14 protein-coding genes are annotated in these 17,052 nt (G+C 64.3%); 9 read left to right on the plus strand and 5 right to left on the minus strand.

Annotated features, from left to right (window positions below):
* Positions 1-15 precede the first annotated feature (15 nt).
* The 3 genes from MESCI_RS06620 to MESCI_RS06630 form a co-directional block, all read right to left on the minus strand.
* Positions 16-3,381 (minus strand): DEAD/DEAH box helicase, encoded by a 3,366-nt coding sequence (locus MESCI_RS06620; protein WP_013529182.1) that lies wholly within the window; start codon positions 3,379-3,381, stop codon positions 16-18.
* 726 nt (positions 3,382-4,107) lie between these two features.
* Positions 4,108-4,833, minus strand: a complete 726-nt coding sequence (gene phbB / locus MESCI_RS06625) for an acetoacetyl-CoA reductase (RefSeq protein ID WP_013529183.1) — start codon at positions 4,831-4,833, stop codon at positions 4,108-4,110.
* A gap of 198 nt (positions 4,834-5,031) precedes the next feature.
* Positions 5,032-6,210: an acetyl-CoA C-acetyltransferase gene (locus tag MESCI_RS06630; RefSeq protein ID WP_013529184.1), complete on the minus strand. Its 1,179-nt coding sequence runs from the start codon at positions 6,208-6,210 to the stop codon at positions 5,032-5,034.
* An 86-nt stretch (positions 6,211-6,296) separates the two neighbouring features.
* On the opposite strand from MESCI_RS06630, the gene MESCI_RS33035 reads away from it, so the two are divergent.
* On the plus strand, positions 6,297-6,425 hold the full coding sequence (locus MESCI_RS33035; protein ID WP_255337222.1) for a hypothetical protein: 129 nt from the start codon (positions 6,297-6,299) through the stop codon (positions 6,423-6,425).
* Between the two features lie 84 nt (positions 6,426-6,509).
* Positions 6,510-7,121 carry a polyhydroxyalkanoate synthesis repressor PhaR gene (phaR, locus tag MESCI_RS06635; protein ID WP_013529185.1) on the plus strand — a complete coding sequence of 204 codons (612 nt, stop codon included), beginning with the start codon at positions 6,510-6,512 and terminating at the stop codon, positions 7,119-7,121.
* A gap of 21 nt (positions 7,122-7,142) precedes the next feature.
* Here the strand turns inward: phaR and MESCI_RS06640 are convergent, their stop codons facing one another.
* A complete protein-coding gene (locus MESCI_RS06640; protein WP_013529186.1) occupies positions 7,143-8,282 on the minus strand; it encodes a citrate synthase in 1,140 nt (379 codons plus the stop codon).
* Between the two features lie 92 nt (positions 8,283-8,374).
* On the opposite strand from MESCI_RS06640, the gene MESCI_RS06645 reads away from it, so the two are divergent.
* The 3 genes from MESCI_RS06645 (at position 8,375) to MESCI_RS06655 (ending at position 11,612) form a co-directional block, all read left to right on the plus strand.
* A complete protein-coding gene (locus MESCI_RS06645; RefSeq protein ID WP_013529187.1) occupies positions 8,375-9,463 on the plus strand; it encodes a citrate synthase/methylcitrate synthase in 1,089 nt (362 codons plus the stop codon).
* Between the two features lie 186 nt (positions 9,464-9,649).
* Positions 9,650-10,432, plus strand: a complete 783-nt coding sequence (locus MESCI_RS06650) for a 3-hydroxybutyrate dehydrogenase (RefSeq protein WP_013529188.1) — start codon at positions 9,650-9,652, stop codon at positions 10,430-10,432.
* 49 nt (positions 10,433-10,481) lie between these two features.
* Positions 10,482-11,612, plus strand: a complete 1,131-nt coding sequence (locus MESCI_RS06655) for a patatin-like phospholipase family protein (protein WP_013529189.1) — start codon at positions 10,482-10,484, stop codon at positions 11,610-11,612.
* 33 nt (positions 11,613-11,645) lie between these two features.
* Here the strand turns inward: MESCI_RS06655 and MESCI_RS06660 are convergent, their stop codons facing one another.
* The gene (locus MESCI_RS06660; RefSeq protein ID WP_013529190.1) at positions 11,646-12,242 is read right to left on the minus strand and encodes a TetR/AcrR family transcriptional regulator; all 597 of its coding nucleotides are present in this window, start codon (positions 12,240-12,242) and stop codon (positions 11,646-11,648) included.
* Between the two features lie 122 nt (positions 12,243-12,364).
* On the opposite strand from MESCI_RS06660, the gene MESCI_RS06665 reads away from it, so the two are divergent.
* From MESCI_RS06665 to MESCI_RS06680, 4 genes are all read left to right on the plus strand, one after another.
* Complete coding sequence (locus MESCI_RS06665) at positions 12,365-12,826, plus strand: (2Fe-2S)-binding protein (protein WP_013529191.1); 462 nt, start codon at positions 12,365-12,367, stop codon at positions 12,824-12,826.
* Positions 12,827-12,828: 2 nt separating this feature from the next.
* On the plus strand, positions 12,829-15,102 hold the full coding sequence (locus MESCI_RS06670; protein ID WP_013529192.1) for a xanthine dehydrogenase family protein molybdopterin-binding subunit: 2,274 nt from the start codon (positions 12,829-12,831) through the stop codon (positions 15,100-15,102).
* Positions 15,099-15,707, plus strand: coding sequence for a hypothetical protein (locus MESCI_RS06675; RefSeq protein ID WP_013529193.1), 609 nt, complete (start codon positions 15,099-15,101; stop codon positions 15,705-15,707). Before MESCI_RS06670 ends, MESCI_RS06675 begins: the two co-directional genes overlap by 4 nt.
* A 155-nt stretch (positions 15,708-15,862) precedes the next feature.
* A complete protein-coding gene (locus MESCI_RS06680; protein ID WP_013529194.1) occupies positions 15,863-17,038 on the plus strand; it encodes an efflux RND transporter periplasmic adaptor subunit in 1,176 nt (391 codons plus the stop codon).
* The last annotated feature ends 14 nt before the right edge of the window (positions 17,039-17,052 follow it).

Below are 17,052 nucleotides of genomic sequence, written 5' to 3' on the forward strand. Positions count from 1 at the left end.
GAAGCGAGCCGGGTTCTACTTCTTCAATTGGTCGCGCAGAGCGGCGAGTTTGGCGAAGGGCGAATCCGGATCGAAACGCACCGGGCGCTCCTCGCGCGGCTTCGGCTGGAAGGCGGGCTTGCCGCCTTGCGGACCACCCTTGCCATCCGGCCTGCCACCCTTCCAGTCGGGACGGCCTTCGCGGCGGTCGGGACGCTCGCCCTGCGGCCTGTCACGTCGCTGTTCGCCTTCGGCCTGCGGCTTGGGTTTGAACTTCGAGCGGTCGAAGCGCGGCTTGCCGGCTCCATCGCGCCGTCCTTCATGGGCCGGACGCTCTCCGGGTGCAGCGGCGTTCGGTGCGCCGGCGTCCGCAGGCGCATCGCTTCGGCCGCGCGCTTGTCCGTTGCGTTGGCGATTGTTCCTGCGGTTGTGCGGGCGCTGTTCGAAACGACCCTGACGCCACAACAGGATGGGTTTTGGCGCTTCGGCTTCCGGAGCGGGTTCCCCGGTGGCTGCTTCAGTCACCGTCACGGGTTCGTCCGGCGCGGCGTCCGTTGCCGGCGCGGCATTTGACACCAGCTCGGCCGGTGCAACTTCTTCTGCCGCTGCGGCTTCAGCCTCTGCCTGCGGTTCAACCGGTTCCGGTTCAGCAGCAGCCTCGGCAACAGGCGCTTCGTCTTGCACGGTTTCGACCGGAGCGTCCGCCTGTTCTTCCACGGCAGGCGCAGCAGGTTCCGCCGCGGCGTCGGAGGTCATTTCGGTCGCCGTTTCCGAAACGGCCACTGCGTCCGATGCCGGCTCCGACCCTTCGACTGCTGCCTCTGCTGCGGCGTCCGCCGCCTTGGTCTGCTCGGCTCGTGCAGCCTCTTCCGCCGCAAGCTTCGCCATCGCTGCTTCGCGCGCGGCATTGTCCTGTGCTTCGAGCCGCGCCTTGACCTCGACGGCCGGCTTCGGCTCGGCACGGTAGCCGAGACCTTTGAGGATCTCTTCCATGTCGTCCGCGGTGGCGCCGAGGATCGACATCATCGGCGGCGTCACCATGAAGGACTGGCCGTCATAGGCGCCGTCCGGGCGCTGGCCGAGGCCGGGCTTCCAGTTGGTCGCCGGACGGATCAGATCCGCCAGCCGTTCCAGGATGTCGATGCGCACGGCGCGACGGCCGAGATTGCGGTAGCCGGCAAGCTTGTAGAAGGTCTTGTCGAAGGCGGGGTCGATGACCACCGAGGTGCGACCCGAGGCGAGCGCATGGACCACGTCGCCAAAACCTGGCTTGTCCTTGCCGTCGTTCTTCAGCGCCCACAGCAGCGTCACCAGCCCGGCAGGCGCTGGCTTGATCAGCGCCGGCACGAAGACATGGTAGGCGCCGAAGCGCACGCCAAGCCGGCGAAGGGCTGCGCGGCCTTCCTGGTCGAGCGACTTCATCTCCTCGGCGATGTCGCGGCGGTTGATGAGGCCGAAATTCTCGACCAGCTGGAAGGCGATGCCACGGCCGATGCCGGAAATCTGGTCGGCGTTTTTCAAGTCGACCAGCGGCTTCAGCAGCGACTCGATCTGGAAATTGACGAAACGCTCGGCACGCGCGGCGACCTTGTCGCGCGCCGGGCCGGTCAGCTGTTCGTCGGCCAGCAGCACCAGCCGCGGCTTCAGCGCGTCTTCGCCTGATACAAGCGTGCCGATCGGCGCACCGATCCAGCGCAGCGTGCCATCCGACCCGAGCGCGATATCGCCATTGGCCGAGGCGCCGAAGCGTTCGGCGCGCGCCTCGAACTCGGCGGCCAGCGCCTTCTGGGCAGCGGTGCGCACCGCCTTGGCGTCTTCGCCGCCGGCGGTCTGGTCGGCGGTGAAGCGGAACCCTTGCAGCTCGCCGACATGGTGGCCTTCGACAAGGACGGTTCCGGTAGAACTAATTTCGGCTTCAGGCATGGTATTTTCTCTAAGGCGCCGCATGAGGACGGAAGTCCTGCGGTCTACGAAGCGTTTCGTCAACCGCTCATGCAGCGCATCCGACAATCTGTCTTCGATTTCGCGCGTCTTTTCCTGCCAGTGTGCCTGATCGGCCAGCCAGCCGGGCCGGTTCGACACGAATGTCCAGGTGCGGATCTGGGCAATGCGATGCGAGAGCGTATCAATGTCGCCCTCTGTTGTGTCGGCGCGGCGCACCTGCTCGGCCATGTAATTCTCATCGACATGGCCGTGGCGTGCGAGGTCCGTGTAGATCGAGGCAATGAGATCGGCATGCTGGGCCGGCGCGATCCTGCGGTAGTCGGGCAGCGCGCAGGCTTCCCACAGCAGCGCCACGCGCTTGGCATTGGTGGTGAGTGCGCGGATATCCTCGTCGCGCGACAGATGCTCGAGCGCCTGTGCATCGACGGCAGGCAATGCCCGTGTCAGTCCCTCGACCGGGGCGTTGGTTTCGATCGAGCGCTTCAGCGCGTCGAGGCTGGCAAAGTCGAAATGTGCGGTGCGCCATTGCAGCACCTTCACCGGGTCGAAGTCGTGGCCTTCGATCTTCTTGATCAGATCCTCGTCCAGCGGGTCGACCTGGCCGGTGACACCGAACGTGCCGTCGCGCAGATGCCGGCCGGCGCGGCCGGCGATCTGGCCAAGCTCGGCCGCCGTCAGATTGCGGTACTGGAAGCCGTCGAACTTGCGATTCTGGGCGAAGGCGACGTGGTCGAGATCGAGGTTGAGACCCATGCCGATGGCATCGGTGGCGATGAGGTAGTCGACATCGCCGGACTGGAACAGCGCCACCTGGGCGTTGCGGGTGCGCGGCGAGAGCGCGCCGAGCACGACGGCGGCACCGCCCTGCTGGCGGCGGATCAACTCGGCGATGGCGTAGACCTCGTCGGCGGAAAAAGCGACGATCGCCGTGCGCCGCGGCAGGCGGGTCAGCTTCTTGGAGCCGGCATAGGCAAGATGCGACAGCCTCGGCCGCGTCACCACCGAGACACCCCTCAGCAGGCGCTGCAGGATACTTTGCATGGTGGCTGCGCCCAGCAGCAGCGTTTCCTGGCGGCCGCGCAGGTGCAGGATGCGATCGGTGAAGATGTGGCCGCGCTCGAGGTCGCCGGCGAGCTGCACCTCGTCGATGGCGACGAAGGCGGCGTCGGTCTCGCGCGGCATGGCCTCGACGGTGCAGACCGAATATTTGGCGCCCGGTGGCTGGATCTTTTCCTCGCCGGTAATCAGCGCAACCTTGTGGGCGCCGACCTTTTCGCAGACGCGGGCATAGACCTCGCGCGCCAGAAGCCTGAGCGGCAGGCCGATGATTCCACTCTCATGCGCCACCATGCGCTCGATGGCGAGATGGGTCTTGCCGGTGTTGGTCGGCCCGAGCACGGCGGTCACGTCGCGGCCCGACAGGATCAGCGGCTCAGTGTGTTTGGGCTGGATGTTCATCAACCTAGAATAAGGCTTCCGGGACCTGGAGATAAGGCTTCTGGCCTCTGGTTGTCGGGAGCGTGCCTCAAATGGGCGCGTATGACAGGCGACACATAGGGATTTCGGGCGCGAAGCGAAAGCGGAATGTTCCGTCGGCAGCCAGAAGGTGGTTCTGTCAAGCTCTCAATCAGATGCGGATTAACGGATAGAACGAGTCTGGAACGAATCGGCGACGAATCAGTGACTCCTGCAGATTCAGCTTTTGTTCACGGCTATATGTGGATTTCGCGGCCGCGACACGCACCACATGCTGAATCGCTGAACTGGCCCGTTTCGTGCTAAGAGGGATTGCCATTAACCTTTGCCGATAAACGATCACAGTGGCTTGGCGTGCCTCGACCAAGGTCATGAAATTGTTGATCTTTCTTAATCTGCGTTAAGCAATTGGCAGGGGATTCCGGCTGTCGTCGTTAACGTTCAGCTCAAAGCCGGAACGAATCGGCGACGAATCAGCGATAGCGGAATTTTCCCGTTTTGTTCACCCCAATATCTCGTGTTGTGAACAGCTTATCCACCGAGAATCCACAGGCTTGGAAGCAGGTTTCGCACAGGCCGGCCGGGCCGCTGTTAACCTCTGCGTGCCGGATTGGGTCAGCAGCCGTGCTGTCACTTCGAAGGACCATGGCGCCAACGAAAACGGGCCGGCGCGCCGGCCCGTCGATCTCTGCGCCTACATCGCCGTCGTCAGGCGAAATACTGGCCGCCATTGGCCGTGATGGTCGAGCCGGTGATGAAGCCGGCATCTTCGGATGCGAGGAAGACGACGCAGCGCGCGATTTCCTCGGGCTCACCGAGGCGGCCGACAGGAATCTGGGGAATGATGCGCTCGTTGAGCACCTTCTCGTCGATCGCCTTGACCATCTCGGTGGCGATATAGCCGGGACAGATGACGTTGACAGTGATGCCGGCGCGAGCCCCCTCTTGGGCGAGAGCCTTGCTGAAACCGATATCGCCGGCCTTGGCGGCGGAATAGTTGACCTGGCCGGCCTGGCCCTTCTGGCCGTTGATCGAGGAGATGGTGATGATGCGGCCGAACTTGCGGTCGCGCATCCCGCTCCACAGCGGATGCGTCATGTTGAAGACGCCGGACAGGTTGGTGTCGATGACCTCTTTCCACTGCTCACGCGTGATCTTGTGGAACATGGCGTCGCGGGTGATGCCGGCATTGTTGACCAGCACCGAGACCGGGCCGAGATCGGCCTCGACCTGCTTGATGCCGGCGGCGCAGGCATCATAGTCGGCGACCGACCATTTGTAGACCGGAATGCCGGTCTCAGCCTTGAATTTCGCCGCTGCGGCATCATTGCCGGCATAGTTCGCCGCAACCGAATAGCCGACGGTCTTCAATGCGATCGAGATCGCCGCGCCGATGCCGCGCGATCCGCCTGTGACGATTGCTACCTTGGTCATGCATTTCCCCTTTTTTGATATCGCCCTGTTGTCGGGCTTGGCAGGCACTGGATACAGAACGGGCGGCTAAAGCGCGTCGCGCTGAGGTAGATTCAGGCGATGCGCTTCAGATGTTTGGTTTTATGCATGTCGGTGTTCCCAAAACCGCTGCGCACTTTTGGGCGACATGCATGCACGCCGCCCTTTTAGTGACTTTCTTCAGAGTGCTTCGACACACATGGCGACGCCCATGCCGCCGCCGATGCACAGGGTAGCGAGACCCTTCTTGGCGCCGCGCCGGCGCATTTCGAAGACCAGCGTGTTGAAGACGCGAGCGCCGGACGCACCGATCGGGTGGCCGATGGCGATGGCGCCGCCATTGACGTTGACGATCGAGGGATCCCAGCCCATGTCCTTGTTGACGGCGCAGGCCTGCGCCGCAAAGGCTTCGTTGGCCTCGACCAGGTCGAGATCGCCGACCGACCAGCCGGCCTTTTCCAAGGCCTTGCGCGAGGCGGGAATGGGTCCGGTGCCCATGATCTGCGGATCGACGCCGGCGGTTGCCCAGGACACGATGCGCGCCAGCGGGGTGATGCCGCGCCTCACCGCTTCCGCTTCGCTCATCAGCAGCGCGCCGGCGGCGCCGTCATTGATGCCGGAGGCGTTGGCGGCGGTCACCGTGCCGTCCTTGTCGAAAGCCGGTTTCAGCTTGGTCATGGCGTCGATCGTGGCGCCGTGGCGGATGTATTCGTCCTGGTCGACGATGGTGTCGCCCTTCTTGCCCTTGATGGTGACGGCGACGATCTCGTCCTTGAACTTGCCGGCCTTCTGCGCGGCCTCGGCCTTGTTTTGCGAGGCGAGCGCGAACTGGTCCTGGTCTTCGCGGGTGATCTGGAACTGACGCGCGACGTTTTCGGCTGTGTTGCCCATGTGGTAACCGTTGAAGGCGTCCCACAGCCCGTCCTTGATCATGGTGTCGATCAGCTTGAAGTCGCCCATCTTGACGCCGGCGCGCAGGTGCTGGGCATGCGTCGAAAGCGACATCGATTCCTGGCCTCCGGCGATGATCACCCTGGCATCGCCGATGGCGATCTGCTGCATGCCGAGCGCGATGGCGCGCAGGCCCGAGCCGCAAACCTGATTGAGGCCCCAGGCGGTGGTTTCCTTGGGCAGGCCGGCATTGATCGATGCCTGGCGGGCCGGGTTCTGGCCTTGCGCGGCGGTCAGCACCTGGCCGAGGATGACCTCGTCGACCTCGCCTGGTTCGACGCCGGCGCGTGACAGCAATTCCCTGATGACGACGGCCCCGAGCTCATGCGCCGGGGTGGCGGCGAAGGCGCCGTTGAAGGACCCGACCGGCGTGCGCGCCGCACTGGCAATGACGATGGAAGCGGACATTTTCTTCTCCAGACTTCAAGGGTGTTGTTCTGTCGTTGGGGACTTTTCTTGCCCTTTCCCAACCCCAAGTCAAACCGGAAATGGGCATGGCGCCCATGCGCCGCAAGCAGGCCATGCCTTGCCATGGCGGCCATTCGTCCATTGCTGCGCAGCATATTTTGCCTGCCATGCAGCATTTAGTGATCCCGCACTGCACAAACTGCTTGGAATTGTGAGGCTTTTGCGCATATCCTCAAAAAAGGCACAATCGTTATCGGCGGCTTACTCAGAGGCGCGCCGGTGTCCCCGGGAGGATGTAGATGGCCGCTAAAGACGATCCGATCATCATCAAGAAATACGCCAATCGCCGCCTCTACAACACCGGCACCAGCACCTATGTGACGCTCGAGGACCTCGCCGAGATGGTCAAGAAGGGCGAGGAGTTCACCGTCCAGGACGCCAAGACCGGCGACGACATCACGCATCCGGTGCTGACCCAGATCATCTTCGAACTGGAGAACAAGGACGGGCAGAACATGCTGCCGATCCCGTTCCTGCGCCAGCTCATCGCTTATTACGGTGACCAGATGCAGATGATCGTGCCGAGCTTCCTCGAACAGTCGATGCTTGCCTTTTCCAAGGAGCAGGAGCGCTTTCGCGAGCAGATGAAGGGGGCGCTCGGCAAGTCGCCGCTCGACATGATGAAGATCACCACGCCGATCAAGGCGCTGGAGGAACAGACACGCCGCAACATGGAAATGTTCCAGAATGCGATGCGGCTGTTCACGCCGTTCCCGCCTGCGGGCTCCACGCCAGCCGCTGCGACGTCGCCCGAGCCGGCCAGGAAGGAAACGCCTGACAAGCCCGACGATCTTCAGGAACTGAAGGACCAGATCGCGGCCATGCAGCGCAAGCTCGACACGATGTCCTGAGCGCCTGGCGTTCTTGCGGCCTTACACCAGCACGCCCTCATAGCGGCCGCGCGGCCGGATGACACTTCCGCTTGTCATCTGTTCGACCGTGTGCGCGGCCCAGCCGACGCTGCGTGCGAGCGCGAACAGGCGGAACGGTGCATCGCGCGGCAAGCCTAGGCTGCGCGTCAGCGCGGCCAGCCCAAAGTCGATGTTGGGAAGCGCGCCGGTCGCCGCAAAGGCAGCGTCGCGCAGCGACGATAGTGTGCCGTCAACCTCGATCACCGACAGCAGCGCCGCCCCGCGGGGGTCGCCGTCAGGATAGAGCTGATGACCGAACCCCGGCAGCGGCCGGTCATGGCTGAGCCAGCGCCGGATCGTCGCATCGGCGCCATGCCGCGCCGCATCCTCCGCCAGTTGCATCACCGCCTCGCCGGCGCCGCCATGGCGCGGGCCTGACAGCGTCGCGAGCCCTGCCAGCAGGCAAGCGGCCAGCGGCGCGCCGGTCGAGGCTGCGACGCGCGCGGCGAAGGTCGACGCATTCAGTTCATGATCGGCAAGCAGGACAAGCGCACGGCGGATCGCATCGGCGCGGCCGGCATCCACCGACCAGTCCTGCGCAAGCCGCTGATGGACGGGATTTGACCCCGCCGGTGCGCCCAGCGCGGCGGCCAGCACGCCGACCGCGTGCGCGGCATCGGCATGCAGCGAGGCGGCGCTGCGCCCGAGCGACGGGCGCCCCTGGCCGGCAAGCACGGCAAGTTGCGCAAAGGCCGAGGCTCGGCCAGCTTGATGGGGTGCGTCCGGCGACGCTGCTTCGAAAGCCACCGGTTTCGGCAGAGCCCAGAGAACGGCGGCGGCTTCTTCCAGTGTGGCGTGCCCGGAGAGCACTGCGGCGTCCTGCCCGCGATAGATGAGCCGACCGTGCGAGACGGTCGAAATCGCCGTTACGATCGAGGGCTCGCCCCAGGCGATGGCGCTTTCGGCGATGACTGACGGGCTGCGGCCGCGCGCCCGGCGGGTCGCCAGTGCGGCGATATCGTCAGCGCGGTACTGGCTGCGGCGCGGATCGGCGCGGTCGGGCCGCATGCCGATGCGCCCACGGCTGACATAGGCGTACAGCGTCTGCGCCCGCACCTTGAGTCTCTCCAGCGCCTCTTCCCGGGACAACCACTCGGACATATCGAGCCCTGATATTGATTCTATTGATCAAGATTGATGGAAACGTTGCTCATCTCTATCTCCGATCCGGAAATGCTTCAAGGAGACAGGCTATGGCGAATGGGCTCGATGATGTGGTGGCGGCGGAAACCGTGCTTTCCGATGTGGATGGTCTTGGCGGCCGTCTGACGATCCGAGGTCATTCGCTGCCGGAACTGGCCGGCCGTTGGAACTATGCCCAGGTGGTTAGGCTGCTGCTCGACGGCTTCTTCAACGACCTTCCCGATGATGCGCAACTGACGCGGGCGCTGGGACAGGCGCGTGCGGACGTGTTCGAACGGCTCTTGCCCTCGCTGACTTCGCTGGCGCCGCTCGATGTCTACAGCGCCATGCGCGCCGGCATGGCGCAGTTGCCGGATGGCGAGACCTTGACCGACGCCTTGCTGCTGATCGCGGCGCCCGCCGTGCTGACGCCGGCGCTGCTGCGCCTGCGGCGCGGCGAGGCGCCGATCGCGCCGGACAGCCGCACCGATCATGCCGCCGACATGCTGAGGATGCTGAGCGGCCGCGTCGCCTCGCCGGCGCTCACAAAAGCGCTCGACACCTATCTGGTGACCGTCTGCGACCACGGCCTCAACGCATCGACCTTTGCGACGCGCGTGGTCGCCTCCACGCAGGCCGGCCTGACATCCTCTGTGCTGGCCGGGCTTGGCGCGCTCAAAGGGCCGCTGCATGGTGGCGCGCCTGGCCCCGTCATCGAGATGCTGGATGCAATCCAGGCGCATGGCGATGCCGCCGGCTGGCTGCGCAACGAGATCGCGCAGGGCAGGCGCATCATGGGGTTCGGCCATCGCATCTACCGTGTGCGCGATCCGCGCGCCGATGTGCTGAAGGCCGTCGTGCGGCAACTCGGCGGCGAGGGCGAAACCGGTCGCCGGCTGGCCTTTGCGGAGACCGTCGAGCAAACGGCGCTCGAGGTGCTTAGGATCGCCAAGCCGCAGCGTTCGCTGCAGACCAATGTCGAGTTCTACACCGCGCTGGTGCTGCAAGCGGCGGGCTTTCCGCCGCAAGCTTTCAGCAATGTCTTTGCCGCCGGGCGCGTGGCCGGCTGGATCGCGCATGCGCGTGAACAGCAGACGACTGGACGGCTGATCCGACCGCAGTCGCGCTATGTCGGGCCGGTGCCGGACCTGGTCGCCTGAGGTTCTTTCGGCGCCTGGCGAGCGACACCGATCCGATCAGATCCTCCTGGTGAGCGGCCGTGTGGCCGCTCATGACGAAAATTTCATCTCGTCGAAAAATTCTGGCCGCTGTTATTGCTTCGCATTGAGCATATATGCTGCACTGCAACATAAGATCGCTCTTGCCGCAACCAGAGGATTTCGACCTTGGCCGCCAGAAAAACCGCAGTCATCACCGGCTCCACATCGGGCATTGGCCTGGCCATCGCCCAGGCGCTGGCGGCCGAAGGCCATAATGTCGTCGTCAACTCCTTCTCCGACACGGCTGCCGACCACGCCGTCGCTGACGCGATCGCCAGACAGCACAAGGCGAAGACGGCCTATATCAAGGCCGACATGTCGAAGCCGGCCGAATGCCGGGCGCTGATCGCCAAGGCGGCCGAGACATTCGGTTCGGTCGATATTCTCGTCAACAATGCAGGCATCCAGCATGTCGCGCCGGTGGAAGAGTTCCCGATCGAGAAATGGGACGCCATCATTGCCATCAACCTGTCGTCGGCGTTCCACACCATCGCGGCCGCCATCCCGCTGATGAAAAAGGCCGGCGGCGGCCGGATCGTCAACATCGCCTCGGCGCATGGCCTGGTCGCGTCGCCGTTCAAATCGGCCTATGTCTCGGCCAAGCACGGCATCATGGGATTGACCAAAACCGTTGCGCTCGAACTGGCGCGCGAAAAAATCACCTGCAACGCCATCTGCCCCGGCTATGTGCTGACGCCGCTGGTCGAGGCGCAGATCCCCGACCAGATGAAAGCCCATCAGATGGACCGCGAGACCGTCATCCGTGAGGTCATGCTGGACAAGCAGCCGACCAAGGAATTCGTCACGGTGGAGCAGATCGCGGCAGCGGCGGTGTTCCTGTGCTCGGACACGGCAGCGCAGGTCAACGGCACGCATCTCTCGGTCGACGGCGGCTGGACCGCCGCGTGAGGCGCAAAACTCTCTTATCCACCCAAAGGGACAGATCAAGGACGACGCCATGACCAAGAACGGCAAGGCGGAGGAGACGAAGAAGATCAACGTAGCGCTTCAGGGCGGCGGCTCGCACGGGGCCTTTTCCTGGGGTGTGCTCGACCGGCTGCTGGAGGACGGACGGCTGGAGATATCAGCAGTGTCCGGCACCAGCGCCGGCGCCATGAACGCGGTGGCGCTGGCCGACGGATATGTGCGCGGCGGTGTCGAAGGCGCGCGGCAAAAACTTGACGATTTCTGGCGCGCGGTGGCGGCCAAGGGGCGGTTCAGCCCGGTGCAGCGCATGCCGTGGGACGTCGCCTGGGGCAACTGGTCGATCGAGAACACGCCCGGCTATCTCTTCTTCGACACCATGTCGCGGGTGTTCTCGCCCTATGTCGCCAACCCACTCGGCCTCAATCCGCTGCGCGACGTGGTGCAGCAGGAGATCGATTTCGAGAACGTCCGCGCCTGCAAGTCGATGGAACTGTTCATCTCGGCGACCAATGTCGAGACCGGACAGTTGCGCGTCTTTTCCGACGGGGAGATCGACCTCGATACGGTGATGGCCTCGGCCTGCCTGCCGCAATTGTTCCGCGCCGTCGAGATCAAGGGCGTGCCCTATTGGGATGGCGGCTATGGCGGCAATCCGGCGCTTTATCCGTTCTTCAAGACGGCTGCGACCGAGGACGTGCTTCTGGTGCAGATCAATCCGGTGGTGCGCGAGGGAACACCAAGAAGCGCCAACGAGATCCAGAACCGCATCGACGAGATCACCTTCAACGCCGGGTTGCTGCGCGAATTCCGCTCGATTGCCTTCGTCAAGGAGCTGATCGCCGCCGGCCGTCTGCCACATGGCGAGTACCGCGACATCCGCATGCACCGCATCGATGCCGACGAGGCGTTCAAGGACCTGTCGGCGTCCTCGAAGGTCAACGCCGAATGGGCGTTTCTGACCTACCTCAGAGATCTCGGCCGCACCGCCGCCAGCGACTGGCTGGAAGAGAATTACGACGCCGTCGGCAAGCGACCGACGCTCGATCTCTCCGGCGAACTGGATGACGGCTACAAGCCGGTGCGCGGTCCGGCACCCGGCCGGCGGGTCAAGGAATTTCTTGCGGCCCGCAAGAACCCGGAGGCAGAGCGCCGGCGCGCCTGAGCGACCAATCGATGTGCATCGATTGGTCCGCAATCATGCTTTCAAGGTCAGGTCGATCACCCTGATCAGGGCAGCGGCTGCCTGCCGCTGCCCTTCCGGATCTCTGATCCGCGCCTTCATGCCTTCCAGCCCGTCGAGCAGCATGTCGGCAAGCAGTTGCGCCGACAGGCCCCTGGCCGCCAGATCGACGCCGTTCCTGGCTGCCTCGCCCTCTATCGCGGCGCCGATGTGTTGGCCAAGCCCGCCGCGCCAGCAGCCCACCAGATCGCCAAGGCTCGATTTCATGTCCAGCAATTCGGCGCCGTGCGGCGAGGCAACGACCGCGCTCATCATCGAGATAAAGGCCTCATCGATGGCTCGCATCATGCGCTCGGTGAAAGGGCCGTCGCCGGAAAGGGCAAACCTTGCCGCCTCGACCGAGCGCGACAGGATCATCATGGCGATGGCGCGGAAAATGTCGGTCTTGTTCTTGAACAGGAGATAGAGCGCCGGGCGCGACATGTCGGCGGCACGGGCAATGTCGTCCATGGTGGTGCGCGAGAAGCCATAGGCCAAAAACACCTTCATCGCGCCATCCAGAATACGGACGCGTTTGGGATCGGCGGTGGCGGTGTCTTCGATCTGGTTCATAGAGCAATTCTATCCTGCAAAATCCTAATTGACAAAATGACGAAATTTGTCAATCTGTATCGGAGCGAAACGGCCGGGAGGCCGCTTCGCCCTTGGCAGTGGACGACAACAAAGGGTATCCCATGCGCCTCACCGTCGACGGTCAGTCATTCGATATCGACGCCGATCCGGACATGCCGCTGCTGTGGGCACTGCGCGATCTCATTGGCAAGACAGGGCCAAAATTCGGCTGCGGCATCGCCGCGTGCGGCGCCTGCACCGTGCATGTCGACGGTCAGCCGGTGCGTTCCTGCTCACTCCCAGTTGGGCAGGTCAGCGGCGCTGTCACGACTATTGAAGGCATCGGCACGGCAGGCGGACTGCATCCGGTGCAGCAGGCATGGCTGGAGGAACAGGTCGCGCAATGCGGCTACTGCCAGGCCGGCCAGATCATGAGCGCGGTGGCGCTGCTCGATGAAGTCGCCGACCCAAGCGATGCCGACATCGACAACGCCATGGGCGGCAATCTCTGCCGCTGCGGCACCTATCCCAAAATCCGCTCGGCCATCAAAAAGGCCGCGGCGCTCAAGACGGCGGGGCTCTGACCATGGCCAGTGTCGGAAAGATCGCCCGCCGCACGTTTCTGATCGGCGCTGCCGCTGTCGCTGGCGGCGTTGCCGTCGGCTATTACTACTATCGCAAGCCGTTCCCGAACCCGCTCGAGGCCGAGCTTGGCAAGGGCGAGGCGACGTTCAACCCTTATGTGAAAATCGGCGCCGACAACACCATCACCATCGTCGCGCCGCGCGCCGAGATGGGGCAAGGCATTTCGACGACGCTTGCGGCCATGGTCGCAGAGGAACTCGACGTCGGGCTCGACCGGGTCATGGTCGAGCATGGACCGGCATCCCATGCCTACTACAACGCCGCGATCCTCGAGGAGGGCGGTCCGTTCGCCTTCTTCGATGAAAGCATGACCGCGCAGGCGGTGCGTTCCGGTCTCGGTGTGGTCGGCAAATTCCTTGCCCTGCAGGGCACCGGCGGTTCGGCTTCGACACGCGACGGTTTTGACAAGATGCGGCAAGCGGGTGCCGCTGCCCGGCAGATGCTGGTCGCAGCGGCAGCGCAAAAACTGGGTGTCGCGGCGGCCGATCTGGAAACGGCCGACGGTTCGATCCTGCACAAGGCGTCGGGCAAATCGCTGACCTACGGCGCGGTCGCCGCTGCTGCCGCCGCGATGGCGCGGCCGGCCGAAGTCAGGCTCAAGGACCGGGCCGACTGGAAGCTGCTGGGAAAGCCGCAGAAGCGCATCGACATGCTGGCAAAGCTCACCGGGGCGCCGATCTTCGGCATCGATGTCCGGCTGCCGGAGATGGTCTACGGCACGGTCAAGATGAGCCCGCGCTTCTGGTCGAAGCCGGTCAAGGCGGACCTCTCCAAAGCCGAGAAAATGCCTGGGGTGATCAAGATCGTGCCGCTCGAGACGAATTACGGCCATGGCTTCGGTATCATCGCGAATAATACATGGGCAGCATTCAAGGCGGCCGAGGCGATCGACGCCCAGTGGTCCGATCCTGAATATCCGCTCAGCAGCGCCGCCATTTCAGATGTGCTGAAGCAGGCGCTTGCCACCAAGGGGTCGGTGATGCGCGACAATGGCGATGTCGAAACCGCCTTTGCCGACGCGCCGCGCGAAAGCATCATCGAGGCAGACTATGCCGTGCCCTATCTGGCGCATGCGACGATGGAGCCGATGAACGCCACGGCACAGTTCAGGGACGGTGCGCTCGACATCTGGTGCGGCAACCAGGCGCCGACCCTGGTGCGGCAGCTTTGCGCCAACGCGGTCGGCATCGAGCAGGACAAGATCAATGTGCACACCACCTTCATGGGCGGCGGTTTCGGCCGGCGCGTCGAGATGGACTACGCGCTGTGTGCCGCGCTGATGGCGAAGGAGACGGGCGGACGCCCGATCAAGGTGACCTGGACGCGTGAAGAAGACATGCGGCACGACGCCTATCGGCCGGCTGCTATCGGCAAGTTCCAGGCGCGGCTCGGTGACGATGGCATGCCGATCGCGGTCGACATGAAGATGGCCTCGCCATCGGTGATTGCCGGTACGCTGCGCCGGCTGTTCCCCTCGGTATCGCCGCTCGGTCCCGACAAGACCATTGTCGACGGCGCCTATGACCAGCCCTACACGATCCCGAATTATCGGGTCAGGGGTATCGCGGCGCCGGTCTCCATCCCTGTCGGCTCCTGGCGTTCGGTCGGCAGTTCGGTCAACGGCTTCTTCCATGAGGGCTTCATGGACGAGATCGCGGTCGCCGGAAAAATCGATCCGGTCGAGATGCGCAAGAGACTGATGGCCGCCTATCCCTCGGCGGTGAAGGTGGTCGAGAAAGTCGCCGCGATGGCGAAATGGGGCGAGGCGCTGCCCGCCGGCAAGGCCAAGGGCATGGCCTTCACGCTGTCCTTCGGCAGTTGGGTCGGCGAGATCGTTCAGGTGGCGGACACGCCGGCCGGCATCCGCATCGAGAAGGTTTGGATCGCCGCCGATGTCGGCACCGCGCTCGATCCCGGCATCATCGAGGCGCAGTTGATTTCCGCCGCCATCTACGGCCTTTCGGCGGCGATGGGTCAGGAAATCACCTTCGCCGACGGCATGGTCGAACAGTCGAACTTCCACGATTTCGATGCCATGCGGATCTTCCAGTGCCCGGTCTTCGAAGTCGCCATCCTGGAAAATTTCCACAAGATGGGCGGCGTCGGCGAGATCGGCACACCGCCGGCGGCTCCAGCACTCGCCAACGCCATCTTCGCGCTCACCGGAAAGCGCATCCGCACGCTGCCGCTGTCGAAAACGGTGGCCTTCGCATGAAGAAGCTCCTCATCATGCTGACGCCTGCTGCCATGCTCGTGCTCGCAGCGCCGTTTGCGATTGCGCAAGAGAGCCAGACGCCGGCGCCGGCGACCGTCGACGCGGCGAAAGGCCTGTCCGAATGGGACAAGGTTTATGCGGTGTTCTCGCATCCGCGCTGCGCCGACTGTCATGTCGCGGACGACCGGCCGCGATGGTCGGGTGCGCACTATCGCGGTACGCGCGTTCACGCCTTCAATGTCCAGCGCGGTGCTGACGGGTCGGGCTTCGGCAATCCGGGCCTGCGCTGCACGACTTGCCATTTCTCCAGCAATTCCAATGCATTGCACGGGCCGCCCGGGGCCGAGAACTGGCATCTGGCGCCGGCCGAGATGGCCTGGTTCGGCAAATCCTCGGCCGAAATCTGCGCCCAGATCAAGGATCCCCTGCGCAATGGCAACCGCAGCTTGAAGGACATCGCGCTGCATGTTCGCGACGACAGATTGGTCGCCTGGGGCTGGGCGCCGGGGCCGGATCGTGAACCGGCTCCGGGCTCTGCCGAAGCGACCTATCAAGCGATCGAAGACTGGGCCGCGGCGGGCGCATCTTGTCCGCCGGGGCAATGATCTTGCAACTTTCAGACTATATTGCGGTGCAACTTTGATGTAGAAGCGCGCTTCGCCGATCACGGCAAATTGAACACGGCTTGGCGCGCACCCATATCGGCGACGCGCCCGCGTTATGAGGACGCTGGCCGAACCCGCAGTGGAAAACAACGACGATGCCGAGAATCAGGTTTCACAAGCTTGCAGCCATTGTTGTGCTCATTGGTTTCGCGGCGTGGATGGCGACAGGCGAGTTTTCGTCGGTCGGCAGCGTAGCCGCCAACAAAGCCAAGGCAGCCGGAGCCGAACAGGCCAAGGCGCCGGACGCGGCCAAGCCGAAGACGGCTGAAGCCGAGCCGAAGGCACCGCTGCGCACCGTTGCGGTGGTGACGCCGCCACGCAAGACCTATGCACGCGCCATCCGCATTTCCGGGCTGACCGAAGCCGACAAGCGGGCGGTGCTGGCGACGCGCGTCGCCGGTGTCATCGACAAGCTGCCTGTCAAGCAAGGCGATCACGTCAAGACGGGGGATCTGGTGCTGATGCTTGCGGCGGAAGAAAAGATCTCGATGGTCGACAATGCAAAGCAGTTGGTGGTGCAGCGCCAGGCCGAGTTGGACGCAGCCTTGCGGCTGATGAAGACCGGCAATCTGCCGAAGCTGCAGCTCGATACCGCGCGCTCGAACCTGACCTCGGCGCAGTCGCAACTGGAAACGGCACAGGCCGAACTCGACCGCAACGAGGTGAAGGCGCCCTTCGACGGCGTTATCGACCGGGTGCCGGTGGAACTTGGCAGTTCCATCATGCAGGGCGGCGAGGTGGCAACCATCCTCAAGCTCGATCCGGTGATTGCCCGCGGCGAAGTCAGCGAGCGCGATCTCGGCTACCTGAAACTCGGGGACAAGGCCACCATACGGCTGGTCAGCGGCCAGACCGTCGAAGGCACCGTGCGCTACATCAGCCGCGACGCCTCTTCGGCGACCCGCACCTTCCGCGTCGAGGTTGCCGTCCCCAATGCCGACGGCTCCGTGCCGGCCGGCATGACGGCGGAAATCGCACTCAGCGCGCTGCCGACCGATGCGGTGCTGCTGCCGCGCTCGGTGGTGACGCTCGGCGACAAGGGCGACCTCGGCATCCGTGCCGTCGGCAAGGACAACAAGGTTGCGTTCTTCCCCATCGACCTCGTCGACGACACGCCGACCGGCTTGGTGCTTGGCGGCATCCCTGCCGATGCGCGCATCATCGTTGCCGGCCAGGAACTGGTGAAGGAAGGCGATGAGGTCAAGCCGGTCGAAGCCGACCAGGCAACCATCCAGAAACTGCTGGGCGAAGCGACCGCCGGCACGCAGTAGCATGGGGTACGGCG

The organism is Mesorhizobium ciceri biovar biserrulae WSM1271, from assembly GCF_000185905.1.
Classification (GTDB): Bacteria; Pseudomonadota; Alphaproteobacteria; order Rhizobiales; family Rhizobiaceae; genus Mesorhizobium; species Mesorhizobium ciceri.

Excerpts from the sequence above, each read along its gene's own strand:
- phaR (WP_013529185.1), top strand. The coding sequence starts at position 6,510 with ATGGCCGCTAAAGACGATCCGATCATCATCAAGAAATACGCCAATCGC.
- MESCI_RS33035 (WP_255337222.1), top strand. The coding sequence starts at position 6,297 with ATGGCGCCCATGCGCCGCAAGCAGGCCATGCCTTGCCATGGCGGCCAT.
- MESCI_RS06630 (WP_013529184.1), bottom strand. The coding sequence starts at position 6,210 with ATGTCCGCTTCCATCGTCATTGCCAGTGCGGCGCGCACGCCGGTCGGG.
- MESCI_RS06670 (WP_013529192.1), top strand. The coding sequence starts at position 12,829 with ATGGCCAGTGTCGGAAAGATCGCCCGCCGCACGTTTCTGATCGGCGCT.
- MESCI_RS06675 (WP_013529193.1), top strand. The coding sequence starts at position 15,099 with ATGAAGAAGCTCCTCATCATGCTGACGCCTGCTGCCATGCTCGTGCTC.
- phbB (WP_013529183.1), bottom strand. The coding sequence starts at position 4,833 with ATGACCAAGGTAGCAATCGTCACAGGCGGATCGCGCGGCATCGGCGCG.
- MESCI_RS06660 (WP_013529190.1), bottom strand. The coding sequence starts at position 12,242 with ATGAACCAGATCGAAGACACCGCCACCGCCGATCCCAAACGCGTCCGT.
- MESCI_RS06665 (WP_013529191.1), top strand. The coding sequence starts at position 12,365 with ATGCGCCTCACCGTCGACGGTCAGTCATTCGATATCGACGCCGATCCG.
- MESCI_RS06620 (WP_013529182.1), bottom strand. The coding sequence starts at position 3,381 with ATGAACATCCAGCCCAAACACACTGAGCCGCTGATCCTGTCGGGCCGC.
- MESCI_RS06680 (WP_013529194.1), top strand. The coding sequence starts at position 15,863 with ATGCCGAGAATCAGGTTTCACAAGCTTGCAGCCATTGTTGTGCTCATT.
- MESCI_RS06645 (WP_013529187.1), top strand. The coding sequence starts at position 8,375 with ATGGCGAATGGGCTCGATGATGTGGTGGCGGCGGAAACCGTGCTTTCC.
- MESCI_RS06640 (WP_013529186.1), bottom strand. The coding sequence starts at position 8,282 with ATGTCCGAGTGGTTGTCCCGGGAAGAGGCGCTGGAGAGACTCAAGGTG.
- MESCI_RS06655 (WP_013529189.1), top strand. The coding sequence starts at position 10,482 with ATGACCAAGAACGGCAAGGCGGAGGAGACGAAGAAGATCAACGTAGCG.